General features: G+C 74.2%; 22 protein-coding genes and 1 tRNA gene. 14 read left to right on the forward strand and 9 right to left on the reverse strand.

The genetic code is table 11. The annotated features are described in order from the left end of the window. Nucleotides 1-36 precede the first annotated feature (36 nt). Complete coding sequence (gene csrA, locus BDZ31_RS06640) at nt 37-276, forward strand: carbon storage regulator CsrA (RefSeq protein ID WP_183340178.1); 240 nt, start codon at nt 37-39, stop codon at nt 274-276. 69 nt (nt 277-345) lie between these two features. Here the strand turns inward: csrA and BDZ31_RS06645 are convergent, their stop codons facing one another. From BDZ31_RS06645 to BDZ31_RS06655, 3 genes are all read right to left on the reverse strand, one after another. Beyond that, nucleotides 346-585, reverse strand: a complete 240-nt coding sequence (locus BDZ31_RS06645; RefSeq protein ID WP_183340180.1) for a hypothetical protein — start codon at nt 583-585, stop codon at nt 346-348. 147 nt (nt 586-732) lie between these two features. Continuing rightward, complete coding sequence (locus BDZ31_RS06650) at nt 733-1,260, reverse strand: thermonuclease family protein (protein WP_221242831.1); 528 nt, start codon at nt 1,258-1,260, stop codon at nt 733-735. A gap of 135 nt (nt 1,261-1,395) precedes the next feature. Continuing rightward, nucleotides 1,396-2,316, reverse strand: coding sequence for a 2-deoxy-5-keto-D-gluconate 6-phosphate aldolase domain-containing protein (locus BDZ31_RS06655; protein ID WP_183340182.1), 921 nt, complete (start codon nt 2,314-2,316; stop codon nt 1,396-1,398). A gap of 37 nt (nt 2,317-2,353) precedes the next feature. On the opposite strand from BDZ31_RS06655, the gene BDZ31_RS06660 reads away from it, so the two are divergent. The 7 genes from BDZ31_RS06660 (at nt 2,354) to BDZ31_RS06690 (ending at nt 8,073) form a co-directional block, all read left to right on the forward strand. After that, nucleotides 2,354-3,520 (forward strand): carboxylate-amine ligase, encoded by a 1,167-nt coding sequence (locus BDZ31_RS06660; RefSeq protein ID WP_343075530.1) that lies wholly within the window; start codon nt 2,354-2,356, stop codon nt 3,518-3,520. A gap of 64 nt (nt 3,521-3,584) precedes the next feature. Then, entirely contained in the window at nt 3,585-4,364 is a 780-nt protein-coding gene (locus BDZ31_RS25860) for a rhomboid family intramembrane serine protease (protein ID WP_183340184.1), read from the forward strand. A gap of 60 nt (nt 4,365-4,424) precedes the next feature. After that, entirely contained in the window at nt 4,425-4,760 is a 336-nt protein-coding gene (locus BDZ31_RS06670) for a hypothetical protein (RefSeq protein WP_183340186.1), read from the forward strand. 5 nt (nt 4,761-4,765) lie between these two features. Then, a complete protein-coding gene (locus tag BDZ31_RS06675) occupies nt 4,766-5,440 on the forward strand; it encodes a metal-dependent hydrolase (protein WP_183340188.1) in 675 nt (224 codons plus the stop codon). Then, nucleotides 5,437-5,712: an Lrp/AsnC family transcriptional regulator gene (locus BDZ31_RS06680; protein WP_183340190.1), complete on the forward strand. Its 276-nt coding sequence runs from the start codon at nt 5,437-5,439 to the stop codon at nt 5,710-5,712. The genes BDZ31_RS06675 and BDZ31_RS06680 overlap by 4 nt, the downstream gene beginning before the upstream one ends. 7 nt (nt 5,713-5,719) lie before the next feature. Then, nucleotides 5,720-6,877 (forward strand): glycosyltransferase, encoded by a 1,158-nt coding sequence (locus BDZ31_RS06685; RefSeq protein WP_183340192.1) that lies wholly within the window; start codon nt 5,720-5,722, stop codon nt 6,875-6,877. Further along, nucleotides 6,874-8,073, forward strand: a complete 1,200-nt coding sequence (locus tag BDZ31_RS06690; RefSeq protein WP_183340194.1) for a glycosyltransferase family 4 protein — start codon at nt 6,874-6,876, stop codon at nt 8,071-8,073. Before BDZ31_RS06685 ends, BDZ31_RS06690 begins: the two co-directional genes overlap by 4 nt. 106 nt (nt 8,074-8,179) lie before the next feature. Here BDZ31_RS06690 and BDZ31_RS25865 read toward each other — a convergent pair whose 3' ends face one another. Next, complete coding sequence (locus BDZ31_RS25865) at nt 8,180-9,226, reverse strand: glycosyltransferase (protein WP_183340196.1); 1,047 nt, start codon at nt 9,224-9,226, stop codon at nt 8,180-8,182. A 58-nt stretch (nt 9,227-9,284) separates the two neighbouring features. Further along, nucleotides 9,285-10,544 carry a glycosyltransferase gene (locus BDZ31_RS06700; RefSeq protein ID WP_183340198.1) on the reverse strand — a complete coding sequence of 420 codons (1,260 nt, stop codon included), beginning with the start codon at nt 10,542-10,544 and terminating at the stop codon, nt 9,285-9,287. A 63-nt stretch (nt 10,545-10,607) separates the two neighbouring features. Between BDZ31_RS06700 and BDZ31_RS06705 the strand changes: the two genes are divergently transcribed. Beyond that, nucleotides 10,608-11,174 (forward strand): cupredoxin domain-containing protein, encoded by a 567-nt coding sequence (locus BDZ31_RS06705; protein WP_183340200.1) that lies wholly within the window; start codon nt 10,608-10,610, stop codon nt 11,172-11,174. Nucleotides 11,175-11,282: 108 nt separating this feature from the next. Here the strand turns inward: BDZ31_RS06705 and BDZ31_RS06710 are convergent, their stop codons facing one another. Further along, nucleotides 11,283-12,890: a sigma-70 family RNA polymerase sigma factor gene (locus BDZ31_RS06710; protein WP_183340202.1), complete on the reverse strand. Its 1,608-nt coding sequence runs from the start codon at nt 12,888-12,890 to the stop codon at nt 11,283-11,285. An 81-nt stretch (nt 12,891-12,971) separates the two neighbouring features. Further along, a complete protein-coding gene (locus BDZ31_RS06715; protein ID WP_183340204.1) occupies nt 12,972-13,766 on the reverse strand; it encodes a hypothetical protein in 795 nt (264 codons plus the stop codon). Nucleotides 13,767-14,084: 318 nt separating this feature from the next. On the opposite strand from BDZ31_RS06715, the gene BDZ31_RS06720 reads away from it, so the two are divergent. Next, nucleotides 14,085-15,092 (forward strand): thiamine pyrophosphate-dependent dehydrogenase E1 component subunit alpha, encoded by a 1,008-nt coding sequence (locus tag BDZ31_RS06720; protein ID WP_183340206.1) that lies wholly within the window; start codon nt 14,085-14,087, stop codon nt 15,090-15,092. Then, complete coding sequence (locus BDZ31_RS06725; RefSeq protein WP_183340209.1) at nt 15,089-16,120, forward strand: alpha-ketoacid dehydrogenase subunit beta; 1,032 nt, start codon at nt 15,089-15,091, stop codon at nt 16,118-16,120. Before BDZ31_RS06720 ends, BDZ31_RS06725 begins: the two co-directional genes overlap by 4 nt. A 71-nt stretch (nt 16,121-16,191) precedes the next feature. Here BDZ31_RS06725 and BDZ31_RS06730 read toward each other — a convergent pair. Beyond that, a tRNA-Leu gene (locus tag BDZ31_RS06730) sits at nt 16,192-16,275 on the reverse strand. Between the two features lie 42 nt (nt 16,276-16,317). Between BDZ31_RS06730 and BDZ31_RS06735 the strand changes: the two genes are divergently transcribed. After that, nucleotides 16,318-16,584: a DUF167 domain-containing protein gene (locus BDZ31_RS06735; protein WP_183340211.1), complete on the forward strand. Its 267-nt coding sequence runs from the start codon at nt 16,318-16,320 to the stop codon at nt 16,582-16,584. A 177-nt stretch (nt 16,585-16,761) separates the two neighbouring features. Here the strand turns inward: BDZ31_RS06735 and BDZ31_RS24485 are convergent, their stop codons facing one another. Further along, nucleotides 16,762-17,451 (reverse strand): winged helix-turn-helix transcriptional regulator, encoded by a 690-nt coding sequence (locus BDZ31_RS24485; RefSeq protein ID WP_343075548.1) that lies wholly within the window; start codon nt 17,449-17,451, stop codon nt 16,762-16,764. A 227-nt stretch (nt 17,452-17,678) separates the two neighbouring features. Here BDZ31_RS24485 and BDZ31_RS06745 point away from each other — a divergent pair, with 227 nt between their 5' ends. Together BDZ31_RS06745 and BDZ31_RS06750 are read left to right on the forward strand one after the other, a co-directional pair. Next, the gene (locus BDZ31_RS06745; protein ID WP_183340213.1) at nt 17,679-18,320 is read left to right on the forward strand and encodes a DsbA family protein; all 642 of its coding nucleotides are present in this window, start codon (nt 17,679-17,681) and stop codon (nt 18,318-18,320) included. Between the two features lie 77 nt (nt 18,321-18,397). Next, nucleotides 18,398-20,080: an adenylate/guanylate cyclase domain-containing protein gene (locus BDZ31_RS06750; protein WP_183340215.1), complete on the forward strand. Its 1,683-nt coding sequence runs from the start codon at nt 18,398-18,400 to the stop codon at nt 20,078-20,080. Nucleotides 20,081-20,391 lie beyond the last annotated feature (311 nt).

A 20,391-nucleotide genomic window follows, 5' to 3' on the forward strand; every position in this document is an offset into this window, starting at 1 on the left:
GTCCGGCCACCATGCAGCAGGGAGGCAGAGAGCGCAATGCTGGTCCTTACGCGCAAGTCCAACCAGAGCATCATGATCGGCGACGACATAGAGGTGTCGGTGCTGGCGATCATGGGAGAGAAGGTCCGGATCGGAATCCAGGCGCCGCGTGACGTCCCGGTCTTCCGCAGGGAGGTCTACCTCGAGATCCAGCAGGAGAACCTGGCGGCGGGCGAGGGCGCCAAGGCCGAGGTCGACGCTGCATTGAGGAAGCTGGGAGACGGCGACGACTCCTGAGCTGCGGCACCGCGCGGGCGGGTCAGCACTGCCTGCGGTGACGGTGACGGGCGGGCGGCCGCGAAGCGGTCAGCCCATCACCAGGTACAGCGTCTCGAACATCGCGATCGTGACGACGACGGCCGTCGCGATCAGCGTGAGCACGAGCAGCACGTAGCGGATCGAGCCGCGCTTGTGGATCTTCTCCAGTTCCCGCTGGCGGGTGCGGTGGGCGGCCTTGGAGGCGAGGCGCTCCCGGCGCGAGCGGTCGAGCGCCGCCTCCTCGTAGAAGGCCTGCTCGAACTGGGCGAGGCTTTGACGCACTTTCATGAAGGGCAGAAGCCTAGCATTCGCTCTGACGCCGACGGCTCCGATCGGCAGGATCTCGGCGGCCCGCGTCGACGGTCCCGCATGATGCGCCGAAGGGGCTGCCGGCGCGCCCGCTTGCGAGCGCCGGCGTGCCGACTGCGGCGCCGCTCAGCAGGCGCCCCAGAGGCCGCGCCCGGCGGCGCGGGCGTCGGCCTGCAGCCGCGCGAGCTCCGTCGCGTGGCTCGTGTTCGGGCTGATCTTCAGCGTGCGCGCGGCGCCGGCCGCGACGAGCCGGGCGTTGACCGACTGCGCCTGCCCGTCGCGGTAGACGTAGGCGAGCAGCCGGCCGTACCGGTCGCGCAGCTCGCGATCGAAGCGCAGGACGACCTGCGAGGCGCCGGCGAGCAGACGGGCGTTGAGCTGGTGGGCGGCCTTGCCGAAGCACTCGACCGGCGCATTCGGCTTGACCGTCTCCGGCGTGTCGACGCCGATGTAGCGGACGCGCTCGTCGCGGCCGTCGAGATCGACCGCGATCGTGTCGCCGTCGACGACGCGCGCGACCCGCGCGACGGCGCTGCCGCCCGGTCTGAGGTCGCTGTCGCCGCCGCCGAGCCAGCCGGGGAGCGCGACGTCGCCGAACACGAGCGCGGCGGCGAGCAGGAGGGCGATCCAGGGGAGGGCGCGGGGCCAGGTCACGGCGCCCGAGCCTAATGGGCGTCAGGCGGCCGGAGCGCGACGGCGGCGATCGCGTGCGCGGATCGCCGCGAAGTCGCGCGCAACCCGGCGCACGGCTCCGCGCTTGGGGAACCGGGCGCCGGGGAACGGCGGTACCTAGTGGACTTCCTGCTGCTCGTAGACCTTGATGAAGCGGAGGTAGTTGTCGGCGATCTTCGACGCGGCGTCCTCGCGCGAGACCGAGCCGTCGAGGAAGCCTCTGAGGCTGTCCCACCAGATCGAGCGGCCGATCGCGAAGCCGACGAAGCCGTCGACCGGCGCCGCCTCGCGCAGCCAGTGGTCGACCTTCGCGTCGCTGGCGCCGCGGCCGAGCAGGACGCAGACGACGCCCTCGCGGCCCTCGCCCTTGCGCGTCTGCTCCGCGAGCGTGCGCGCGTCGGCCTGGGCGTCGACGCCCTCGATCTTCCAGATGTCGACCTCGATGCCGAACTCCTGGATCTCCTCGATCGCGCGGCGCATCAGCTCCGGGCGCAGCTCGGCGTCGTAGCGGTCGGTGTCGCCGCCGACGGCCGCCAACTGCGCCTCGGTCGCGGGGACCAGCAGCTCGAACAGGAACTTGCGGCCGTTGGCGTGGAGCCAGTCGGCGAGCGTCTTGAGACGGTCGAGCTGCCGCTTGTTCATCTCGACGTCGGGGTCCTCGGGGTTGTAGCGGACGAGGACCTTGGAGAAGTCGGGGTCGAACTTCTCGATGTGCGCGCCGAACTCCTCGCCGTACTCGAAGTCGAACTCGTTCTGGCCGCTCTTCTCGACCGGCATCGCGAGCTTGAGGCCCTTCGCCTTCGCCTCGGCGGGGATGTCGCCGCCGAACTGCTCGTCGACGAGGACGCCGACCGCGGTGGCCTCGACGCCGCGCTCGGAGGCGAGCGCCATGCCCTCGTAGATCAGCTGCTTCGCGTCGGCGATCGTGGCGGTCTGCTCCGGCGTCGGATCACCCTCGATGCCGAACATCTTCTTCTGGAAGGAACCGCGGTGGTCGAACGCGAGGATGTAGAGCTTGCCGTCGTAGCCGAGAGCCATGAAACCGTCCTCAGTGTCGGTGGAGGAATTGCGCGAAGTGACAGTTGAGTCTAAAGCTCCTGACGGCTCCGAGCAGATCGGTCGCGTTTCGGCTCAGCCGGCCGTCGCGGCGCATTTCACCGGGCCCAACTACACGATCGGCATCGAGGAGGAGCTGATGATCCTCGACGCCGAGACGCTGGAGCTGGTGAACGCGATCGAGGGCCTGCTGGAGGACTCGGCGAGCGAGCAGGTCAAGCCCGAGCTGATGGAGTCGGTGCTGGAGATCGCGACCTCGCCGCAGCCCGACGCGGCCGCCGCCGAGCGCGAGCTGCGGGCGCTGCGGCGCAGAGTGATCGACGCCGCCGCCGGCCGCGGGCTGGCGATCGGCTCGGCCGGCACGCACCCGTTCGCGATGTGGGAGGAGCAGCGGATCGTCGCGCGGACCCGCTACCGCGACCTGATCAGCGACCTCAAGTTCGTCGCGCGCCAGGAGATCATCTTCGGCCAGCACGTCCACGTCGGCCTCGACGACGCCGACAAGGCGATCCACGTCGCCAACGGGATGCGGATCCACCTGCCCGTGCTGCTGGCGCTGTCGGCCAACTCGCCGTTCTGGCGCGCCGACGCGACCGGGCTGGCCTCGACGCGCACGCCGATCTTCCGCGCCTTCCCGCGCAACGGGATCCCGCCGACCTACGACGACTGGGACGACTACGCGGCCAAGATCGCCTTCATGATGCGCTCCAGAGTCATCGAGGATTACACCTACCTCTGGTATGACGTGCGGCCGCATCCCAACCTCGGCACTGTCGAGGTCCGCGTGATGGACGCGCAGACGCGGGTCGAGCACACGATCGGCTTCGCGGCGCTGATCCAGGCGATGGTCAAGGAGCTGGCCGAGCACTTCGAGGCCGGCAAGCGGCTGTCGAAGTACCCGCACCAGATGATCGACGAGAACAAGTGGCTGGCGGCGCGCCACGGGCTCGACGGCGAGCTGGTCGACCTGCCGCGGACCGACCGCGTGCGCACGCGCGACCTCGCGCGCCGGCTGCTCGATCGCCTCCGCGAGCATGCGCAGGACCTCGGCTCGGCGCGGGAGCTGGAGGGCATCGAGGACCTGCTGGAGCGCGGCAACGGCGCCGCGCGCCAGCTGGTCGTGCACGAGGCCAACCAGGACCTGCGCGAGGTCGTCGGCGAGATCGTCGCCGCGACGGCCGTGTGAGCGTTCCGCCGCGAGCGGTCGAGTGAGCGCCCCGGAACCCCCTCCGGGGACTAGACTTGATCGCGTGAGCAGCGGCGGTCCTGACCTGTTCGTCATCTGCAAGAGCTGCGGGTCGGAGGTCAGCCCGTACATCACCGAATGCCCGTACTGCGGCAACCGGCTGCGCAAGCGCGCGCCGAAGCTCGACAGAGGCGGCCGCCCGAAGGAGAAGCCGAGAAAGGCGCGGCGCGCGCCGTCGCCGTCGCTCGGACCGCTGCGGCGGGGCGAGATCCCCGGGATCCGCATCGACTCGCGGCCGTACGCGACCGCCGCGATCGTGCTCGCCAGCGCCGTCCTCTTCATCCTGCTGCGCTCCGACGTCATCTCGCCGCGTCACTTCGTCGTCGCCGGCGACGCCGTCATCGGCGGCCCGAGCGAGTGGTGGACCGTCCTCACCGCCGCGTTCTCCTACGAGAGCACCGGCTACGCCTTCGTCACGATCGCGGCGATCGCCGTCTTCGGCTGGCTGCTGGAGCGCCGCCACGGGCCGCTCGTCGTGCTCGCGCTGTTCCTGCTCGGCGCCGCCGGCGGCCTCGCCGTCGTGTGGGCGACCGACTCGTCGCTGATCGCGATGGGCGGCAACGGCGGCGCGCTCGCCCTCGTCGCGGCGTGGGCCGTGCCCGACATGCTCGACCTGCGGCGCGGCCGCGAGATCGAGGGCGACCTGCTCGGCGCCGCGACGATCGCCGTCGTGCTGCTGCTCCTCCCCGTCGTGGTGACGACCGCCGACGCGCTCGCCGGGGCGACGGGGCTGCTCGTCGGCCTGCTGCTCGGCCTGCCGCTCTCGCGCCGCCGCGCCGGCTGACGGCGCCGCCGCGCCGGACCGGACGCGGCGCGAGGGCGCCGCGACGCTACGATGCTCGCAATGGCCGACCGCGCCTACACCGATGCCGAGATCGACGCCGCGGTCGCATCGCTGACGGACGAGGAGCGCCTGCGCCACGCGCAGGAGCTGGTCACCCGCGCGGCGCCGCAGCTCCAGAGAGTGCTCAACGAGGCGCTGTCGCAGGGCGGCTGGTTCGGCGACGTCCACGACCAGGCGGTCGGCGCCGCGGCCGGCGAGCCCGACGTCGAGCAGCGCAAGGTCGCGATCAGCACGCTCGTGGCGGAGGAGACCCGCCTCGGGATGCTCGTCGGCGTCGCGGTGGGCTTCGAGCTGGCGCGCACGCTCGAAGCGAACGAGAACTCCGACGAAGGGTGAGTGAGATGGAGCTTCGATTCCTCGGCCACGCCGCGATCTCGCTGCGGGAGGGCGACACGACCGTGCTCGTCGACCCGTTCCTGAGCGGAAACCCGAGAGCCGCCGTCAGCGCCGACGAGCTCGACGCGACGGCGATCCTGCTGTCGCACGGCCACGGCGACCACCTCGGCGACGCCGTCGCGATCGCGCAGCGGACCGGGGCGACGGTCGTCGCGATCGTCGAGCTGGCCAACGAGATCGGCGGGCAGGGGGTCGACGTCCGCGACCCCAACCTCGGCGGGACGATCGCCTTCGACTGGGGCTCGGTCAAGCTCGTGCCGGCGTGGCACACCGGCGTCAGCCCCAGCGGCACCGCCCACACGCCGGCCGGCCTCGTGATCGAGCTCGGCGGCAAGACGATCTACCACCTCGGCGACACCTGCCTCTTCTCCGACCTCGCGCTGGTCGGCCGCAACCGCGAGATCGACGTCGCGCTCGTGCCGATCGGCGGCCACTACACGATGGACCGCCACGACGCCGTCGAGGCCGTCAAGCTGGTCGGCGCCAAGACCGTGATCCCCGTCCACTACGACACCTTCCCGCCGATCGAGACCGACGTGCAGGCGTTCAAGGCCGACGCCGAGGCGGCCAGCTCCTCGCAGGTCGTCGTGCTCGCGCCCGGGGAGTCGTGGTCGGCATGACGCACGCGATCGTCCTCGTCCAGGCCGAGCGCACCGCGCTCGCCGACCTCGGCGGCCAGCTCGCCGAGATCCCCGGCGTCGCGGAGGCGTACTCGGTGACCGGCGAGTGGGACTTCGCCGCGATCCTGCGCCTGCGCGAGCAGGACGACCTCGCCCACGTCGTCACGGAGAGGCTGTCGCGCCTGCCGGGGATCGTGAAGACCCAGACGATGGTCGCCTTCGAGGTCTACTCCAGACACGACCTCGAGGCGCTCTTCTCGGTCGGGGAGTAGCGCGGGGGTGTCGCGCCGGGAGCGCGTGCTCCTGCTGCACAACCGCTATCGCGCCGCCGGCGGCGAGGAGCGGGTCGTCGACGAGCTGGAGGCGCTGCTGCGCGACCGCGGGCACGCCGTCGCGCGCTGCGAGCGCGACAGCGCCGAGAGCGGGCGCGTGACGGCCGCGCGGGCGCTCCTGCGCGGGGGCGTCGGGGAGGAGCAGGTGCGCGCGGCGATCGCGGCGCACGGCGCCGACGTGCTCCACGCCCACAACATCCACCCGCTGTTCGGCTGGCGTGCGCTGGCGGCCGGGCGCGACGCCGGTGCGCGGGTCGTCCTGCACCTCCACAACTATCGCTTCACGTGCGCGATCGGGGTCGCCTACCGCGAGGGCCGGCCGTGCCATCGCTGCCACGGGCGCGACACTCGTCCCGGCCTGCGCCACAACTGCCGCGGCTCGCTGCCGGAGGCCGCCGTCTACGCGGCTGCGCTGTCGGCGCAGCAGCCGCGGCTGCTGGAGCTGGTCGACCGCTTCGTCGCCGTCGGCGCGGCGCAGGCCGAGATCCTCGCGGCGTTCGGCGTCCCGCGGTCGCGCGTCGACGTCGTCCCCAACGCCGTCGCCGCGGTCGCGGCTGCGTCGGGCGCGGCGGAGGGCCGCTACGCGCTGGCGTCGGGGCGGCTGGTCGAGGAGAAGGGCTTCGACATGGCGATCGCGGCCGCCCGCGCGGCCGGCGTCCCGCTGCGGATCGCCGGCGAGGGGCCCGACGAGCGGCGTCTGCGGGGACTCGCCGACGGGGCGGAGGTGACGTTCCTCGGCCGGATCGACGGCGAGCGGATGGCGGCCGAGCGACGCGGCGCGGCGGTCGTGCTCGTGCCGTCGCGCTGGGAGGAGGCCTGCCCGATGGCGGTCGTCGAGGCGCTCGCCGACGGCGTGCCGGTGCTCGCGAGCGACCTCGGCGGCCTGCCGGAGCTGGTCGGCCCCGGGGCGGCGCTGCCGGCGCGCGACGAGGCGGCGTGGGCGCGGGCGCTGCGGGCGCTGTGGGACGACCCCGCCGAGCGGGCGAGGCGCGGCGAGGAGGCGCTGGCGCGGGCGCGCGCGCGGCACACGCCGGAGGCGCAGTACGCCGCGCTGGTCGACGCGTACGCCGCGGCGGAACGGGCGGCGCGGGAGCGCGGGCGATGACCCGCGTCGCGGTCGTGCCGCCGGTGCCGATGCCGTACCGGGAGCCGCTGTTCGCGGCGCTGTCGCGCGTCGACGGGATCGATCTGCGGGTCGTCTACCAGGCCCGCCGCCAGCCGGGCTGGGACGCGCCGGGGGAGTGGTTCCCCGAGCGCCACGTCTATCCGGCCGAGCACCTGCGCTCGTGGCAGCGGGCGCGGCCCGGCCGCACGCCGGTCGTCTGGCCGCGCGGACTGGAGCGGGCTCTGTCGCGCTTCGGCGCCGACGCGGTCGTCGCGTGGGAGTACGGGCCGACCTCGCTGCGGACGCTCGCCTGGTGTCGGCTGCGCCGCCGCGGCTACGCGATCTTCTCGGAGCTGACCCCGGAGGCGGAGCGGTCGCTCTCGGACAAGCACCGGCGGCTGCAGCGGCTCGTCGCCGGGCGCGCCGACGTCTGCATCGCCGCCAGCAGCCGCGCCCGCGACCGCTTCCTCGCCCTCGGCGTGCCGCCCGAGCGGGTCTTCGTCAGCGTCCAGAGCGCCGACAGCGCGCCCCTGCGCGCGATCGAGCGACCGCGCGGGGACGCCGGGACGGGGGACGGCGGCGGGGCGGCGGAGGGAGCCGGCGCGGCGGGTGGCGGAGCGGCGCGAAGCGGCCCCGGCGGCGGTGCGGCGCCGGTTCGCTTCGTCGCGGTCGGGCGGCTGGTGCCCGACAAGAACTACGAGCGGCTGATCGACGCCTTCGCCGTGGCGGGGCTGGGACCCGAGCGGGCGCTGCTGGAGGTCCACGGGACGGGGCCGCTGCGCGCCGAGCTGGAGGCGCGCGCGATCCGCGCGGGGGTCGACGTCCGCTTCGCCGGCCACACCGACGCGGCGGCGCTGCCGGCCGCCTACGCCCGCGCCGACGCCTTCGTGCTCGCGAGCAGCTACGAGCCGTTCGGCGTCGTCGTCCGCGAGGCGGCCGCTGCCGCGCTGCCGATCGTCTGCAGCCGCGTCGCCGGCGCGGCCGGCGACGTCGCGCTCGACGGCGAGAACGCGCTGCTCGTCGACCCGCTCGACGTCGACGCGATCGCCGCCGCGCTGCGCCGCCTCGCCGACGACGCGCCCCTGCGCGCCCGCCTCGGCGCCCGCGGCCGCGAGCTCGAGGCGCGGGTCGCGCGCGACGGCGTCGCCGCCTTCGCCGCCGCCGCCCGCCTCGCCGCCGAGCGCGCCGCGAGATGACCGACCGCCGCGGATCGCCCGCCGCCGCCGATCCCCGCGCGATGGCATCGGCGCCGGCCGGGCGGCCAGCTGGCGGAGCAGGCGCAGACGGACGTCGGCGACTGAGCTAGCCGAGCAGGCGCGGGAGGACGTCGGCGGCGAGGCGGGCGACGACGCGGTCGGGGGCGTAGTCGCGCAGCGCCGCGGCGGCGCGGACGCGCAGCCCGGCGGCGGCCGGCTCGGGCAGCGAGAAGGCATGGCGCAGCGCCGCTGCCAGCGAGGCCGGCGCGAGGTCGGCGGCGACGAGCGCGGGGTCGAGCGCACGCGCCAGCGGCAGCGCCTCGTACGCGCCGCCGGCGGGGGAGAGGACCGGCAGCGTCCCGTCGGCCATCGCCTCCAGCGCCGCCTGCCCGTAGTCCTCCCAGCGCGCGGCGCTGACGAACGCCGCGGCCGAGCGCAGCGCCGCGCGGAACTCGCCGGCGGGCACCATGCCGCGCCAGCGCAGCGACCGCGGGGCCGTGACGCCGCGCCGCGCGAGGAACTCCCGCGCGCTCTCCGGCGGGATCCCGTAGACGTCGAGACGCGCGTCGGGGAGGGCGGCCTCGGCCCAGGCGGCGCAGAGCAGGTCGAGGCCCTTCGCGCGCGGGTCCGGGGCGTAGGCGACGGCGACCCGCTCGCGCGGCGCGGCCGGCTCGTCGCTCGTCGCGCGCACGGGGATCGGCACGACGACCGTCTCGGTCGCGACCGTCAGCGGCGCGGCGGCCGCGGTGCTCGCCGGCAGCAGCATCGCGGCCCGCTCCATCGCGCGACGCTCCAGCGGGTGGAGGAGCGCGTTGCGCGCCCCGGTGCGGTTGAGGACCGCCGGCGAGTCGAAGCGGATCGCGAACGGCACGCCGAGCGACGGGGCGAGCAGCGCGGCGGTCGTCGTCGAGATCACGGCCGCGCGCGGCCGCTCGCGCGCGACGGCGCTCGCGATCGCGCGGCGGGCCGCGAGCGCCTCGACGAGGTCGTTGACCGGATAGCCGCGCCGCAGCCCGTCGGTCAGGCCGATTCCCGTCGCGGCGAGCGCCACGGTCGCGCCAGCCTCCCGCAGCTGCTCCGCGAGCCCCTCGTCGGCGACGCGCAGCCCCTTCGTCGTCCCGAGCGAGACGATCAGGACGTCGGGCGCGCTCACGCCGCCGCCTCCGCTCCGGGGCGGGCGGCGTCGCGGGCGAGGTGGTCGGGGGCGGCGCTCATGCCGCCGCTCCCGCGGCGCGGGCGGCCGCCTCGCGGTAGAGGTCGACGGTCGCGGCGCCGCACCGCTCCCACGTGAAGCACCGCTCGACCGTGGTGCGGGCGGCGGCGCCGAGGCGGGCGGCCGCCGCGCGGTCGGCGGCCAGCGCCGCGAGGCGCTCGGCGAGCGCGTCGACCGCCGCCTCGCCGTCGCGCGGGACGAGCTCCAGCCCCGGGCCGGCGGCGGCGATGTCCTCGGGACCGCCCTCGCCGGCGGTGCCGATCGCCGGCAGGCCGGCGGCCATCGCCTCGACGAAGGCGACGCCGAACGGCTCCTCGACGCCGGGCATCGCGAACAGGTCGCAGGCGGCGAGCGCGGCGAGCGCGTCGGGGTGGTCGAGCTGGCCGCGGAAGCGGACGCGGTCGGCGATCCCCAGCTCGGCCGCGAGCGCCTCCAGCGGTGCTCTGCACGGCCCCTCGCCGATCACCTCGTACGCCCACGGCCGCTCGCGCGGCAGCCGCGCCAGCGCCCGCAGCACGAGCGCGTGGCGCTTGCGCTCGACGAGGTGGGCGACGGTCGCGACGGTGAACGGCTCGCCGGAGCGCGCCTCGGGCTGGCGCGCCGGCGGCAGGTCGGCGCCGAGGTGGAGCACGCGCGCCGGCAACGGGCCGCGCGCGATCTGCTCGCAGCGGTTGGCGGCCCAGGCGCTGTTGGCGGCGACGACGTCGGCGGCGCGCAGGGCGCGCTCGGCGTCGCGCCGCGCCCAGCGGCTGCGCCGGTAGACGTGGATCATGTCCGGGCCGTGCGCGGAGACGACCAGCGCGGGGCGCCCGGGCGCCCCGCGGCGCCGCTCCAGCCAGCGGGCGGCCGCGTAGCCGGGCGGCGTGACGCAGTGGGCGTGGAGGAGGTCGAAGGGCCAGCGCGCGTGCAGCGCGTCGAGCGCGCGCGCGAGCGGCGGCGCCATCCAGCGGCCCCAGACGCCGTAGCTGAGCGGCCGCGGCGGCGCCGCCCACGCGACCGGCTCGATCGGGACGCCGTCGAGCTCCCACGGCCGCAGGCTCGAGCCGACGCCGGCGGCCCACTCCCGCAGCGGCCCGAGCCGCGGCGGCAGCGACAGCGCGGCCCGCGCCGCGGCCAGCGGCGGAAGCGGCCGGCGCATCGCGAGCACGCGCACGTCGGCGCCGGCCGCGCGTGCCGCCTGCGCCTGCCGATGCGCCCAGATGCCGAGCACCGGGTCCGCGGGCGACGGGTACCACTCGGCGACGACGGCGACGCGCATCGCGGTGAGGCTAGCGGGCGCGACCGGCCGACGACGCCCGGCGCGATCACTAGGCTCAGGTCGATGCGCCGCCCCCTCACTCCTATCCTCCCGCTGGCTGCCGCCGCGCTCCTGTGGAGCGGCTGCGGCGACGACGCGTCGACGACGAGCACGACGGCCGCGGAGCCGGCGCCCGCCGTCACCGGCGAGGGCCCGGTCGCGAGCACCCCGGCCGCCACGACCCCGCCGCCCGACGCGACGGCGCCGCTGCCGCCGGAGACGACGCCGACGGCCCCGCCCGGCGACGGCTCGGGGCGGCCCGGCGGTGACGACCGCGGCGGGGACCGAGGCGCCGAGAAGCCGCAGGAGGAGCCGGTCCGCGTCCCCGCCACCTTCACGATCGCGGACGGTCGCCTCGAGCCGCCCACGATCACCGTCCCGCCCTTCCTCGCGATCGAGGTCTCGGTCGCCAACCCCGACGCCTCGGCCCGCGAGGTCGTCGTCCAGGCGCCGAGAGCGCAGCGGCTGATCGTGCCGGCCGGCGGACGCAGAGCGATCCGCCTCCCGGGCCTGAGAGCCGGGACCTACGCGGTCACGCTCGACGGCAGACGGGTCGGGCAGCTCGTCGTCGGCGGCGAAGCGGGGCCGTAGCCGGCCCCACGCGGCGCGCGCGCTGACGGCGCGGGCCGGACGCCGCTCGGCGCGACGGAGCTGCGGTGCGGCTCGATCGCGTCGGGACGGATGCCAGCTGACGTCCCGTTACGGCGCGGGCGTCGGCGCGCTGGGCGTCGTCTCGCCGGCGGGCGGCGGGGCCGGCGTCGTCGACGCCGGCGGCTCCGTCGGGGTGGTCGTCGCCGGCGGCTCGGCCGGGGTGGTGACGGCCGGCGGCGGCTCGACCGGAGTGGTCGTCGCGGGCGGCGGCGTGATCGCGGTCGTCGGCGGCGGAGCGGGGGCGGTCGTCGTCGGCGGCTGGGCGCTGACGACGGTCTGCGGCGGCTGGTCGGCCGGCAGCTCGGCCGGGAGCGCGGTCGTCCCCGACTCGACCTGCGTCTGGCCGGGCGGCGGCGCCGGCGTCGTCGCTGCCGGAGCGGTCGGGGTCGTCGTCGCCGGAGCGGTCGTCGTCGGCGCCGGCGTCGTCGTGGTGGTCGTCGCGGCCGGCTCCGTCTCGGTCGCTCTCGCCGCGGCCGCGGACTCCCCGCTCGGCGCTCTTCTCGCCTCGCCGGTCGCGCCGCTCGCGGGCGCTCTTCTGACCGGTGCGTCGAGCGCGCGCTGGACGTGGCTCGGGGCGGCGTGGACGGTCGGCTCGGCGGTCACGCCGGCCGGAGCCTGCGCGTAGACCGGCGCCGGCGGCGAGCTGTCGCCGCGCGGGACGCGATGCTCGATCTCGACGGCGCCGGCGGTGACGAGCGCAGCGGCGGCGAGGCCGGCGGCGGCCTTCGTCGCGACGGTGCTCATGCCGGCGGAGATCAGGCCGCCGGTCGCGGTGCCGGCGACGGCCGATCCGGCCGCGGCGCCGGCGGCGCCGGTCGCGCTCGCGCCGCCGCCCGCGCCGGCCGAGATGCCGAGGTTGGCGAGGACGACCTTTCTCAGCGCCAGCACGAAGCCGACCGGCATGACGGCGGCGAGCGCCTTGTTGGTCGACTTGAGCTGCTGGCGGAAGCCGGCGCAGCCCGCGCACGTGCGCAGATGGCGGCGGACGGGCGGGCTCGTGCGCCGCTTGAGGCCCTCGGCGATCTCGCCGAGCTCGAGCCGCACCTCGTCGCAGGAGAGCTGACGCGCCTCGGCCGCCTCGGCGAGCGAGACGCGGGCGCGCACCAGCAGCGACTTGACGCTCGGGATCGTCGTCTCCATCGCCTCGGCGATCTGCTCGTAGGAGAGCGCGTCGATCTCGCGCAGCAGCAGCGCGGTCCGCTGCGTCTCGGGCAGGTCCTGCACGTCCGCGATCAGCTCGCGGAACTCCTCGCGCTTGTGGACCTTGTCCGCCGTCGTCGTGCCGTGCTCGGCGAGGTGGACGTCCATCGAGTCGACGCCGATCGGCTGCTGGCGGCGGAGATGGTTGAGGCTGCGGTTGCGCGCGATCCGGTACAGCCACGGACGGGCGTTGATCGGCCGGTCGTCGGCCAGGATCGCGTTGAAGGCCGCGGCGAAGACCTCCTGCAGGACGTCCTCGGCGTCCTCCCTGGAGCCGAGCATGTGGCGGCAGAACGAGAGCAGCCGCGACTGATACCGGCCCACCAGCGTCTCGAAGGCGCCGTGGTTGCCACGGCGCACGAGCGCGATCAGGCGCTCGTCCGACTGGAGACGGAGCAAGGGCGAGCGGCCGTGGATGCCGGCGACGCCGGCGTGCTTGAGGGCAGAGACTTCCACAGGGCGAATCCTCGACAGTTGGGACACCGTAGCAGCGCCCGAGTTGCGGATTTCCCCTTGAAACCCGCCTCGCGCGGGCCCTTACTGGCGCGTTCGCGCGCGTCTGCGGCGGCTCGCCGCCTCGGTCGCGAGCAGCGCCAGCGCGACCGGAACGGTCGCCGGGAGCGTGTCGAGCCAGATGAAGAGCACGTCGAAGCAGAGCGCGAAGGCGAGCGTCATCAGCGCGATCCGTCCCTGGCGCCGCCCCTCCGCGGCGACGAGCGCGCCGAAGACGCCGGCGATGAAGTAGTCGCCGTAGCCGATCACCGCGTGGCCGAAGTGGGCCCGCTGCAGCTGCGGCAGCTCGGCCGGCGGCGCGGCGGCGTTCAGGACGGTGCTCGCCGGCTGCAGGGTCTCGGCGCCGATCAGGATCGCGTCGGCGACCGCCATCAGCACGATCCCGACCTTCAGCCAGCCGTGGGGCGCGACGGAGACCAGCAGCACGCCGAGCGTGACGCACGAGAGCATCACCAGCAGCGACGCGGCCGCCTCGCCCGGGAGCTCCTCGCGCGCCTGCCAGGCGAGCGCGAACAGCGGGATCGCGAGCAGCGCCAGCGACGGTCGGCCGCCGTGCATCGTCCAGCCGAGCGCCGCTGCCGCCAGCGGCGGGATCGCGATCAGCGCCAGCCACGTGAGCGCGTCGGCGGTCTGCCCCTCGGCGTTGACGGCCCACACGACGAGCGCGATCGAGGCGAGCGGGACGAGCGCCCACCACGGGCTGCGGAGCCGCGCGGCGAGACGCTCGAGCGCCGGCAGCGAGTGGCCGCGCGGAAGCGCGACGGCGGCGGCCTGGAGGCCGAGCAGGCAGATGTTCGAGGCCCAGAACTCGCGCGTCATCGGCCTCGAATGATCGCTCAGCGGGCGCGCGGGCGAAGGGTGAGCGCGCGCTTATCAGATTCTCGCGAGAGACGCCGCCGGTTCCGGCTGGCGGAGGGGGATTTCCACCGGCACACGAACGCCTCAAGACGACCCCCCCGAACGGAGGGAGCTGCCTATCCTGGCCTTTGAAATGCCCGTCGCTACCCTCAAGGTGCGCCCATGTCCTCCTCCGTATCCAGCTCCGTAGCCAAGCCCCGAGCCACACCTCGCCGCGATCGGCGACGAGGCGGGGGAGGGGCGCCGGAGACCGGGCACGGACTCGACCTGTACGAGCAGATGGTGCTGATCCGCCTGTTCGAGGAGGAGGTCGAGCGGCAGTACAAGCGGGCGAGAATCGGCGGCTACTGCCACCTCGCCTCGGGCCAGGAGGGCGCCACCGTCGGCGCGGTCCACTCGATGAGAGACGAGGACCTCCTCTTCTCCTCCTACCGCACCCACGGCCTCGCGCTCGCCAAGGGCGTCGACCCCGACGAGGTGATGGGCGAGCTGTTCGGCCGCGAGGGCGGCTCCGCGCACGGCCGCGGCGGCTCGATGCACCTGCTCGACTACTCGAAGGGCTACCTCGGCGGCTGGGGCATCGTCGCCGGCCAGCTGCCGCTCGCCGCGGGCGCCGCGCTCGAGATCTCCTACAAGGACAAGAGAGCGGCCGTGATGTGCGAGATGGGCGACGCGGCGACCAACATGGGCGCCTGGCACGAGGCGCTCAACCTCGCTGCGATCTGGGACCTGCCGCTCGTCACCGTCGTCTTCAACAACAAGTACGGCATGGGCACCTCCGTCGAGAAGGCCTCCGGAGAGCCCGACCTCTACAAGCGCGCTGCCGCCTTCCGCATGCACGGCGAGCGCGTCGACGGGCAGGACGTCGAGGCCGTGCTCGAGGCCTCCGAGCGGCTGCTGGAGATGGCCCGCGAGGAGCGCAAGCCCTCCGTGCTGGAGATCATCACCTACCGCTACCGCGGCCACTCCGTCGCGGACGCCGGCACGGCGTACCGCACGCAGGAGGAGATGGAGGAGTGGAAGAAGCGCGACCCGATCGTCCTCTTCCGCGAGCGCCTCGTCGAGGAGGGGCGCGCGACCGCGGCCGACCTCGACGCGATCGACAAGCGCGTCGAGGAGCGCGTCGTGCAGTCGGTCGAGGCGGCCGAGGCGAGCCCCGAGCCGCCGGTCTCCTCGCTCGCACAACACCTCTACGGCGACCCGGAGAGCGCTGAGCAGTTCTCGCGCATGGGTCCCGGCAGCCCGTTCGGCGAGCGCGAGCTCGTCCTGGAAGGACTCGGCAGATGAGCGCCACCGCACCCGCACCGTCCACGACCACGATGACCTACCGCGAGGCGGTCCGCCTCGCGCTGCGCGAGGAGCTGCTGCGCGACGAGGACGTCTTCCTGATGGGCGAGGAGATCGGCGTCTTCGAGGGCTCCTACAAGGTCACCGCCGGCCTCTTCAGAGAGTTCGGGCCGATCCGCGTGCGCGAGACGCCGATCTCCGAGGAGGGCTTCGTCGGCGCCGGGATCGGCGCGGCGATGATGGGCCTGCGCCCGGTCGTCGAGATCATGACGCTCAACTTCATCCTCGTCGCGATGGACCAGGTCGTGAACCACGCGGCGAAGATCCGCTACATGTTCGGCGGCGAGGTCGGCTGCCCGCTCGTGATCCGCACGCCCAACGGCGGCGGCTCGCAGCTGACGGCCCAGCACTCGCAGAGCTTCGAGGTCTTCTTCGCCCACACCCCCGGCATGAAGGTCGTCGCGCCGAGCACCCCGGCCGACGCCCACGGCCTGATGAAGGCCGCGATCCGCGACGACGACCCGATCCTCGTCGTCGAGAACCTGCAGAGCTACAAGGTCAGAGGCGAGGTCCCCGACGATCCCGACCGCGTCGTCGAGATCGGCAGGGCCGCCGTCACGCGCGAGGGCTCCGACATCACGCTCGTTGCCCACTCGTTCGCGGCCACGCGCGCGCTGAGAGTCGCCGAGCGGCTGAAGCGCGACCACGGCGTCGACGCCGAGGTGGTCGACCTCCGCTCGCTGCGCCCGCTCGACACCGAGACGGTCGCGAAGTCGATCCAGAAGACCAACCGCGCGCTCTGCGTCGACGAGGGCTGGGCGACCTACGGCGTCAGCGCCGAGATCGCCAGCCGCATCCAGCGCGCCTGCTTCGACGACCTCGACGCGCCGATCGAGCGCGTCGGCCTCGCCGAGGTCCCGATGCCGTACGCCAAGCAGCTCGAGAGAGCGGCGATCGTCAACGACGACAAGATCATGGCGGCGGCGCTGAGCGTCCTGGACCTCGGGCCGGACGTCTTCTCCTACTGAATCGAGTCCGCGGGTTCCCGCACGGCGGCGAGCGTCGGCTCGCCGTCGCGGGGCTCGCGACGCGAAGCGCATGCCCGGGGCGGGGCTCGAACCCGCACGTCCGCGAGGACAGCCGATTTTAAGTCGGCGGCGTCTGCCAGTTCCGCCACCCGGGCGGGCACGCCGACCATCCTACGCGCGGCCGGTACGGTGGGGCGATGGGTGAGCTGACAGTCAGAGTCCAGCCACGCGCGAAGCGGAGCGAGATCGCCGGGGTCCGCGACGGCGCGCTGGTCGTCCGCGTCAACGCGCCGCCGGTCGACGGCAAGGCCAACGCCGCCCTCTGCAAGCTGCTGGCGAAGCGGCTCGGCGTCCCTCCGAGCACGGTCTCCGTCATCCGCGGATCGTCCGCGCGCCAGAAGGTCGTCAGCGTCGCCGGCATCGAGACATCGGAGCTGATGCACCGGCTTGTTGACGCGCCGTGAACGTCTGAGTCCGGACCGGGCTTGACGTGGGGGCGTAGCGTAGGACGGGTGAGGTGCAGCGACGAGCTGAGTTCCTGCGGGGGAACGAGTCGTTCCCTTCGCGAAACGGGAGGCGCGGCGGCGCGCCGCGCAGCCGGTTCGATCCGGCTGCGCGGGCGGCCTCTCGCTGCGGGCGCCTCAGGCGGCCGCCACGGCGCGCGTGACGGTCGGCGTGAGCCCGTCGAGGACGGCGTCGGTGATCTTCGCGTCGCCCGAAATCTCGAGGCCCTTGCGGGTCCCCTCGGGCACGAGCGCGTCGATCCACGCGCGCTCGGTCCCGCTGATCTGGGCGCTGGCATCGGCCTCCTCGCGCTCCTCGAGCGTCACCTCGCCTCTCTTGATGGTGATGAGGTAGTGCCTGTCCTCGCCGTCCTTGGAGCGCTGCAGGACGGTGAGGGCGAGCGTGCCCTTGAGCGACTTCGGGACGGTCAGGAGGCCCGGCGCCAGCCGGAAGACCGCTCCGATGTCGATCGCCTCGCCGCGGCGCGGCTCGGTCCAGGACCACTCGTAGCCCCAGCGCGCCAGCGCGGCGAGCACGGGGATCAGGTCACGGGCGCGCTCGGTCAGCTCGTAGTCGACGCGCGGCGGGACCTCGCGGTACCGCTGCCGCGTGAGCAGGCCGTCGGCGACCATCCGGTTGAGCCGCGAGCGCAGCTGCTCGGTCGAGATGCCCGGAAGCGTCCGCTGCAGCTCGACGAAGCGGCGCGGGCCGCTGACGAGGTCGCGGACGATGAGGAGCGTCCACTTGTCGCCGACGAGGTCGAGCGCCCGGGCGTCGGGCGACCACTGGTCGTAGGGATGCCGTTTGGGCGGGGGAGCGGGTGAAATGGGGAACCTCCGATGGGACGAGAGCGGGGCGACCTACCTACCGTGATGCAGATTAACCGACTGACGGGTAGCCGAGGAGCCTTGATGCGCAAATTGCGCCTCGAACGCGCCAGGTTTCGCCTTCCTGTCGAATGCACCGGTGAAAAGAGCGACGGACTGTCCAGTGCTGCCGCGCCGCCAGAGCGCGTCGGCGCGCACGATGCAGGTTCGAAGGGAGGTCTGGCTCGATGGGAGATCTGATCCAGCTCGCGACTCGTCGGACGGTCGCGGTCGAGCGGGCGACGGCGCCGCCGCGGGTGACCTTCTTCTTCGACCTCGCGTCGCCGTACACGTACCTGGCGGCAGAGCGGATCGACCGCCGCTTCGCCGGCGCGCAGTGGCGGCCGGCGATCGGCCGTCGCCTCGACGCCGGCCCGCTCGCGCGCGGGATGGTCGACACGCGCGAGCTCGACGCGGCCGAGCGCCGCGCGCGCGAGCTGCACATGCCGCTGGTGTGGCCGGAGCGCTTCCCCGGCGCCGTGCCGTTCGCGATGCGGGCGGCGGCCTACGCCGCGAGCCGCGGTCGCGGCCCGGCCTTCGCGATCGCGGTCGGGCGGCTCGCCTTCTGCGGCGGCTTCGACGTCGAGGACCCGCGCATGCTCGCGGAGGCGGCGGCCGCGGCCGGGCTCGACGTCGACGAGACGCTCGACGCGGCCGAGGATCCCCGGCGCGATCGCGAGCTGGAGGCAGCCGGCCGTGCGCTGTGGGTCGGCGGCGGCGGGGTGCTGCCGGCGGTCCGTCACGGGAACGGGCTCTTCAGCGGCGAGCAGGGCGTCACGGCCGCCATGTTCGCGCTGCCGGCGGTCGTATCAGCTCAGCGCGGGCGCTGAGCCGGTCGGCGCGTGAGCGCTTCCTCATCCGCGCCGACCTCAAAACGGGTGCCGGCGCTGTCACAATCCAGGGAGGGATGGACCGAGTACTGCGATATGCGTATCGCCGGCTCGGCCGGCGCTATCCGCTGACCGTCGTCGTCCTCCAGTTCCAGATCGCGCACCTGCTCGCGCTCGGCGGGATCGTGCTCCTCCGGCTCTACCAGCCGATGAGCAACGAGACCTTCGTGCTCCTGCTGGTCGTGGCCGAGGTGCTGGTGGCGCTCGACAACGTGAGCTCGACCCTGCTCGCGCGGCGGCTGCTGCGTCCGGTCAGAGCTTGGCTGGACGGGGCGCGCGACCGCTCCGCGACGACCGCTGCCTGGCGGGCGCTGACCAGCCTGCCCAGCGACTACACCCGCCGCGTGCCGACCGTTCCGATCGCGCTCGTGATCATCCCCTTCGCCGTCTTCGCGACGCTGAAGCTCGACCTGCCGCCCTGGTCGGCGCTGGCGATCCTGCTCGGGATGCTGCTGACGCTCTCCTACGGCGCCCTGCTGCGCTTCTTCTTCCTCGAGTCGCTGCTGCGTCCGGTGCTGGAGGACGTCGCGCTGCAGATGCCCGAGAGCTTCGAGCCCGGCCGCGCCGGCGTCTCGCTGCGGCGGCGGCTGCTGATCGGCCTGCCGGCGATCAACATCCTCACCGGCGTGATCGTCGCCGGGATCGAGATGAACCGGCACGGGGCGAAGCTCGACGACCTCGGGCCGGCGGTCGTGATCGCGGTCGCGACCGCGTTCGTGATCTCGCTGGAGCTGACGATCCTGCTGTCGCGCTCGATCTTCGACCCGATCGATCAGCTGCGCTCGGCGACCGAGCGGGTCGGCCGCGGCGACCTCAGCACGCGCGTGCCGGTCGTCTCCAACGACGAGACCGGCCGCCTCGCGCAGTCGTTCAACGACATGGTCGCCGGCCTGGAGGAGCGCGAGCGGCTGCACGAGGCCTTCGACGCGTACGTCGGCCCTGACGTGACCGAGATGGTGCTGCGCGACGGCACCCACCTGCACGGCGAGGAGCACGAGGTCTCGGTGCTCGTGCTCGACATCCGCGACTTCACGGCGATGGCCGAGCAGGCCTCGGCCGGGCGCATCGTCGACTTCCTGAACGAGTTCTACGGGCTCGTCGTGCCGATCATCGAGCGGCGCGGCGGACGGGCCGACAAGTACGTCGGCGACGGCCTGCTGGCGATCTTCGGGGCTCCGGAGCCGCTCGCGGACCACGCCGACCGGGCGGTCGCCGCGGCGCTCGAGATCGCCGTCGCGATCCGCGACCGCTACGACGACGTCCACGTCGGCATCGGCGTCAACTCCGGCCCGGTCGTCGCCGGCACCGTCGGCGGCGGCGGCCATGTCGAGTACACGGTCATCGGCGACGCCGTCAACACGGCCGACCGCGTCGAGCAGGTGACCCGCCAGACCGGCGACACCGTGCTCGTGACGGAGGCGACGCGCGCGCTGCTGCGCGAGGAGCACGGGCGCTTCGAGAACCGGCCCGCGGTCAAGCTGAAGGGCAAGAGCGAGCGCGTGCAGCTGTGGGCGCCGAAGGCGGTCAGCGCCACCGCCGCCGGCTCGCCGGACGGGACCGAGCCGAGGACCGGGGAGCACGCGCGCCAGGAGCAGTCCCGTCCGGGGACCGAGCCGAGGACCGGCGAGCATGCTCCGGTCGAGCCGGCGACGGGCGAGCATCCGACCGATCCCCGCGGCGAGGCCGTCCCCGCGTCGTAGCATGAGAAGAGGCCCGGATTCCTTCCGGGCCTCTTCCTTGTCGACGGCTCCTATGGGGACGGGCGAGGTCGGGGGTCCATGCCCGCCCGGAGCGATGCGTCGCGGACCGGGTGTTGGGAGGCGCCGAGGTCGGTCGGCTCACCCGGTCATCTGTCGGGATCGAAGGAGGTCGTGCCATCTCCTCGCCCCAGCCGCACTATGCGCGCTCCCAGCGCCGTGCGCAACCCCCCGGTCCGCCGTCATACGAAGCTCATACAGGCTCATCAAGTTGTACGAAAGGTCGCGCATCCTCGTACCAGCTCATCGGCGCT

The sequence above is a fragment of the Conexibacter arvalis genome (genome assembly GCF_014199525.1).
GTDB lineage: Bacteria > Actinomycetota > Thermoleophilia > Solirubrobacterales > Solirubrobacteraceae > Conexibacter > Conexibacter arvalis.

Coding starts and splice junctions, on each gene's coding strand:
- csrA (WP_183340178.1), top strand. CDS start 37: ATGCTGGTCCTTACGCGCAAGTCCAACCAGAGCATCATGATCGGCGAC.
- BDZ31_RS06645 (WP_183340180.1), bottom strand. CDS start 585: ATGAAAGTGCGTCAAAGCCTCGCCCAGTTCGAGCAGGCCTTCTACGAG.
- BDZ31_RS06655 (WP_183340182.1), bottom strand. CDS start 2,316: ATGGCTCTCGGCTACGACGGCAAGCTCTACATCCTCGCGTTCGACCAC.
- BDZ31_RS06670 (WP_183340186.1), top strand. CDS start 4,425: ATGGCCGACCGCGCCTACACCGATGCCGAGATCGACGCCGCGGTCGCA.
- BDZ31_RS06675 (WP_183340188.1), top strand. CDS start 4,766: ATGGAGCTTCGATTCCTCGGCCACGCCGCGATCTCGCTGCGGGAGGGC.
- BDZ31_RS06680 (WP_183340190.1), top strand. CDS start 5,437: ATGACGCACGCGATCGTCCTCGTCCAGGCCGAGCGCACCGCGCTCGCC.
- BDZ31_RS06690 (WP_183340194.1), top strand. CDS start 6,874: ATGACCCGCGTCGCGGTCGTGCCGCCGGTGCCGATGCCGTACCGGGAG.
- BDZ31_RS06700 (WP_183340198.1), bottom strand. CDS start 10,544: ATGCGCGTCGCCGTCGTCGCCGAGTGGTACCCGTCGCCCGCGGACCCG.
- BDZ31_RS06705 (WP_183340200.1), top strand. CDS start 10,608: ATGCGCCGCCCCCTCACTCCTATCCTCCCGCTGGCTGCCGCCGCGCTC.
- BDZ31_RS06715 (WP_183340204.1), bottom strand. CDS start 13,766: ATGACGCGCGAGTTCTGGGCCTCGAACATCTGCCTGCTCGGCCTCCAG.
- BDZ31_RS06720 (WP_183340206.1), top strand. CDS start 14,085: ATGGTGCTGATCCGCCTGTTCGAGGAGGAGGTCGAGCGGCAGTACAAG.
- BDZ31_RS06725 (WP_183340209.1), top strand. CDS start 15,089: ATGAGCGCCACCGCACCCGCACCGTCCACGACCACGATGACCTACCGC.
- BDZ31_RS06735 (WP_183340211.1), top strand. CDS start 16,318: ATGGGTGAGCTGACAGTCAGAGTCCAGCCACGCGCGAAGCGGAGCGAG.
- BDZ31_RS06745 (WP_183340213.1), top strand. CDS start 17,679: ATGGGAGATCTGATCCAGCTCGCGACTCGTCGGACGGTCGCGGTCGAG.
- BDZ31_RS06750 (WP_183340215.1), top strand. CDS start 18,398: ATGGACCGAGTACTGCGATATGCGTATCGCCGGCTCGGCCGGCGCTAT.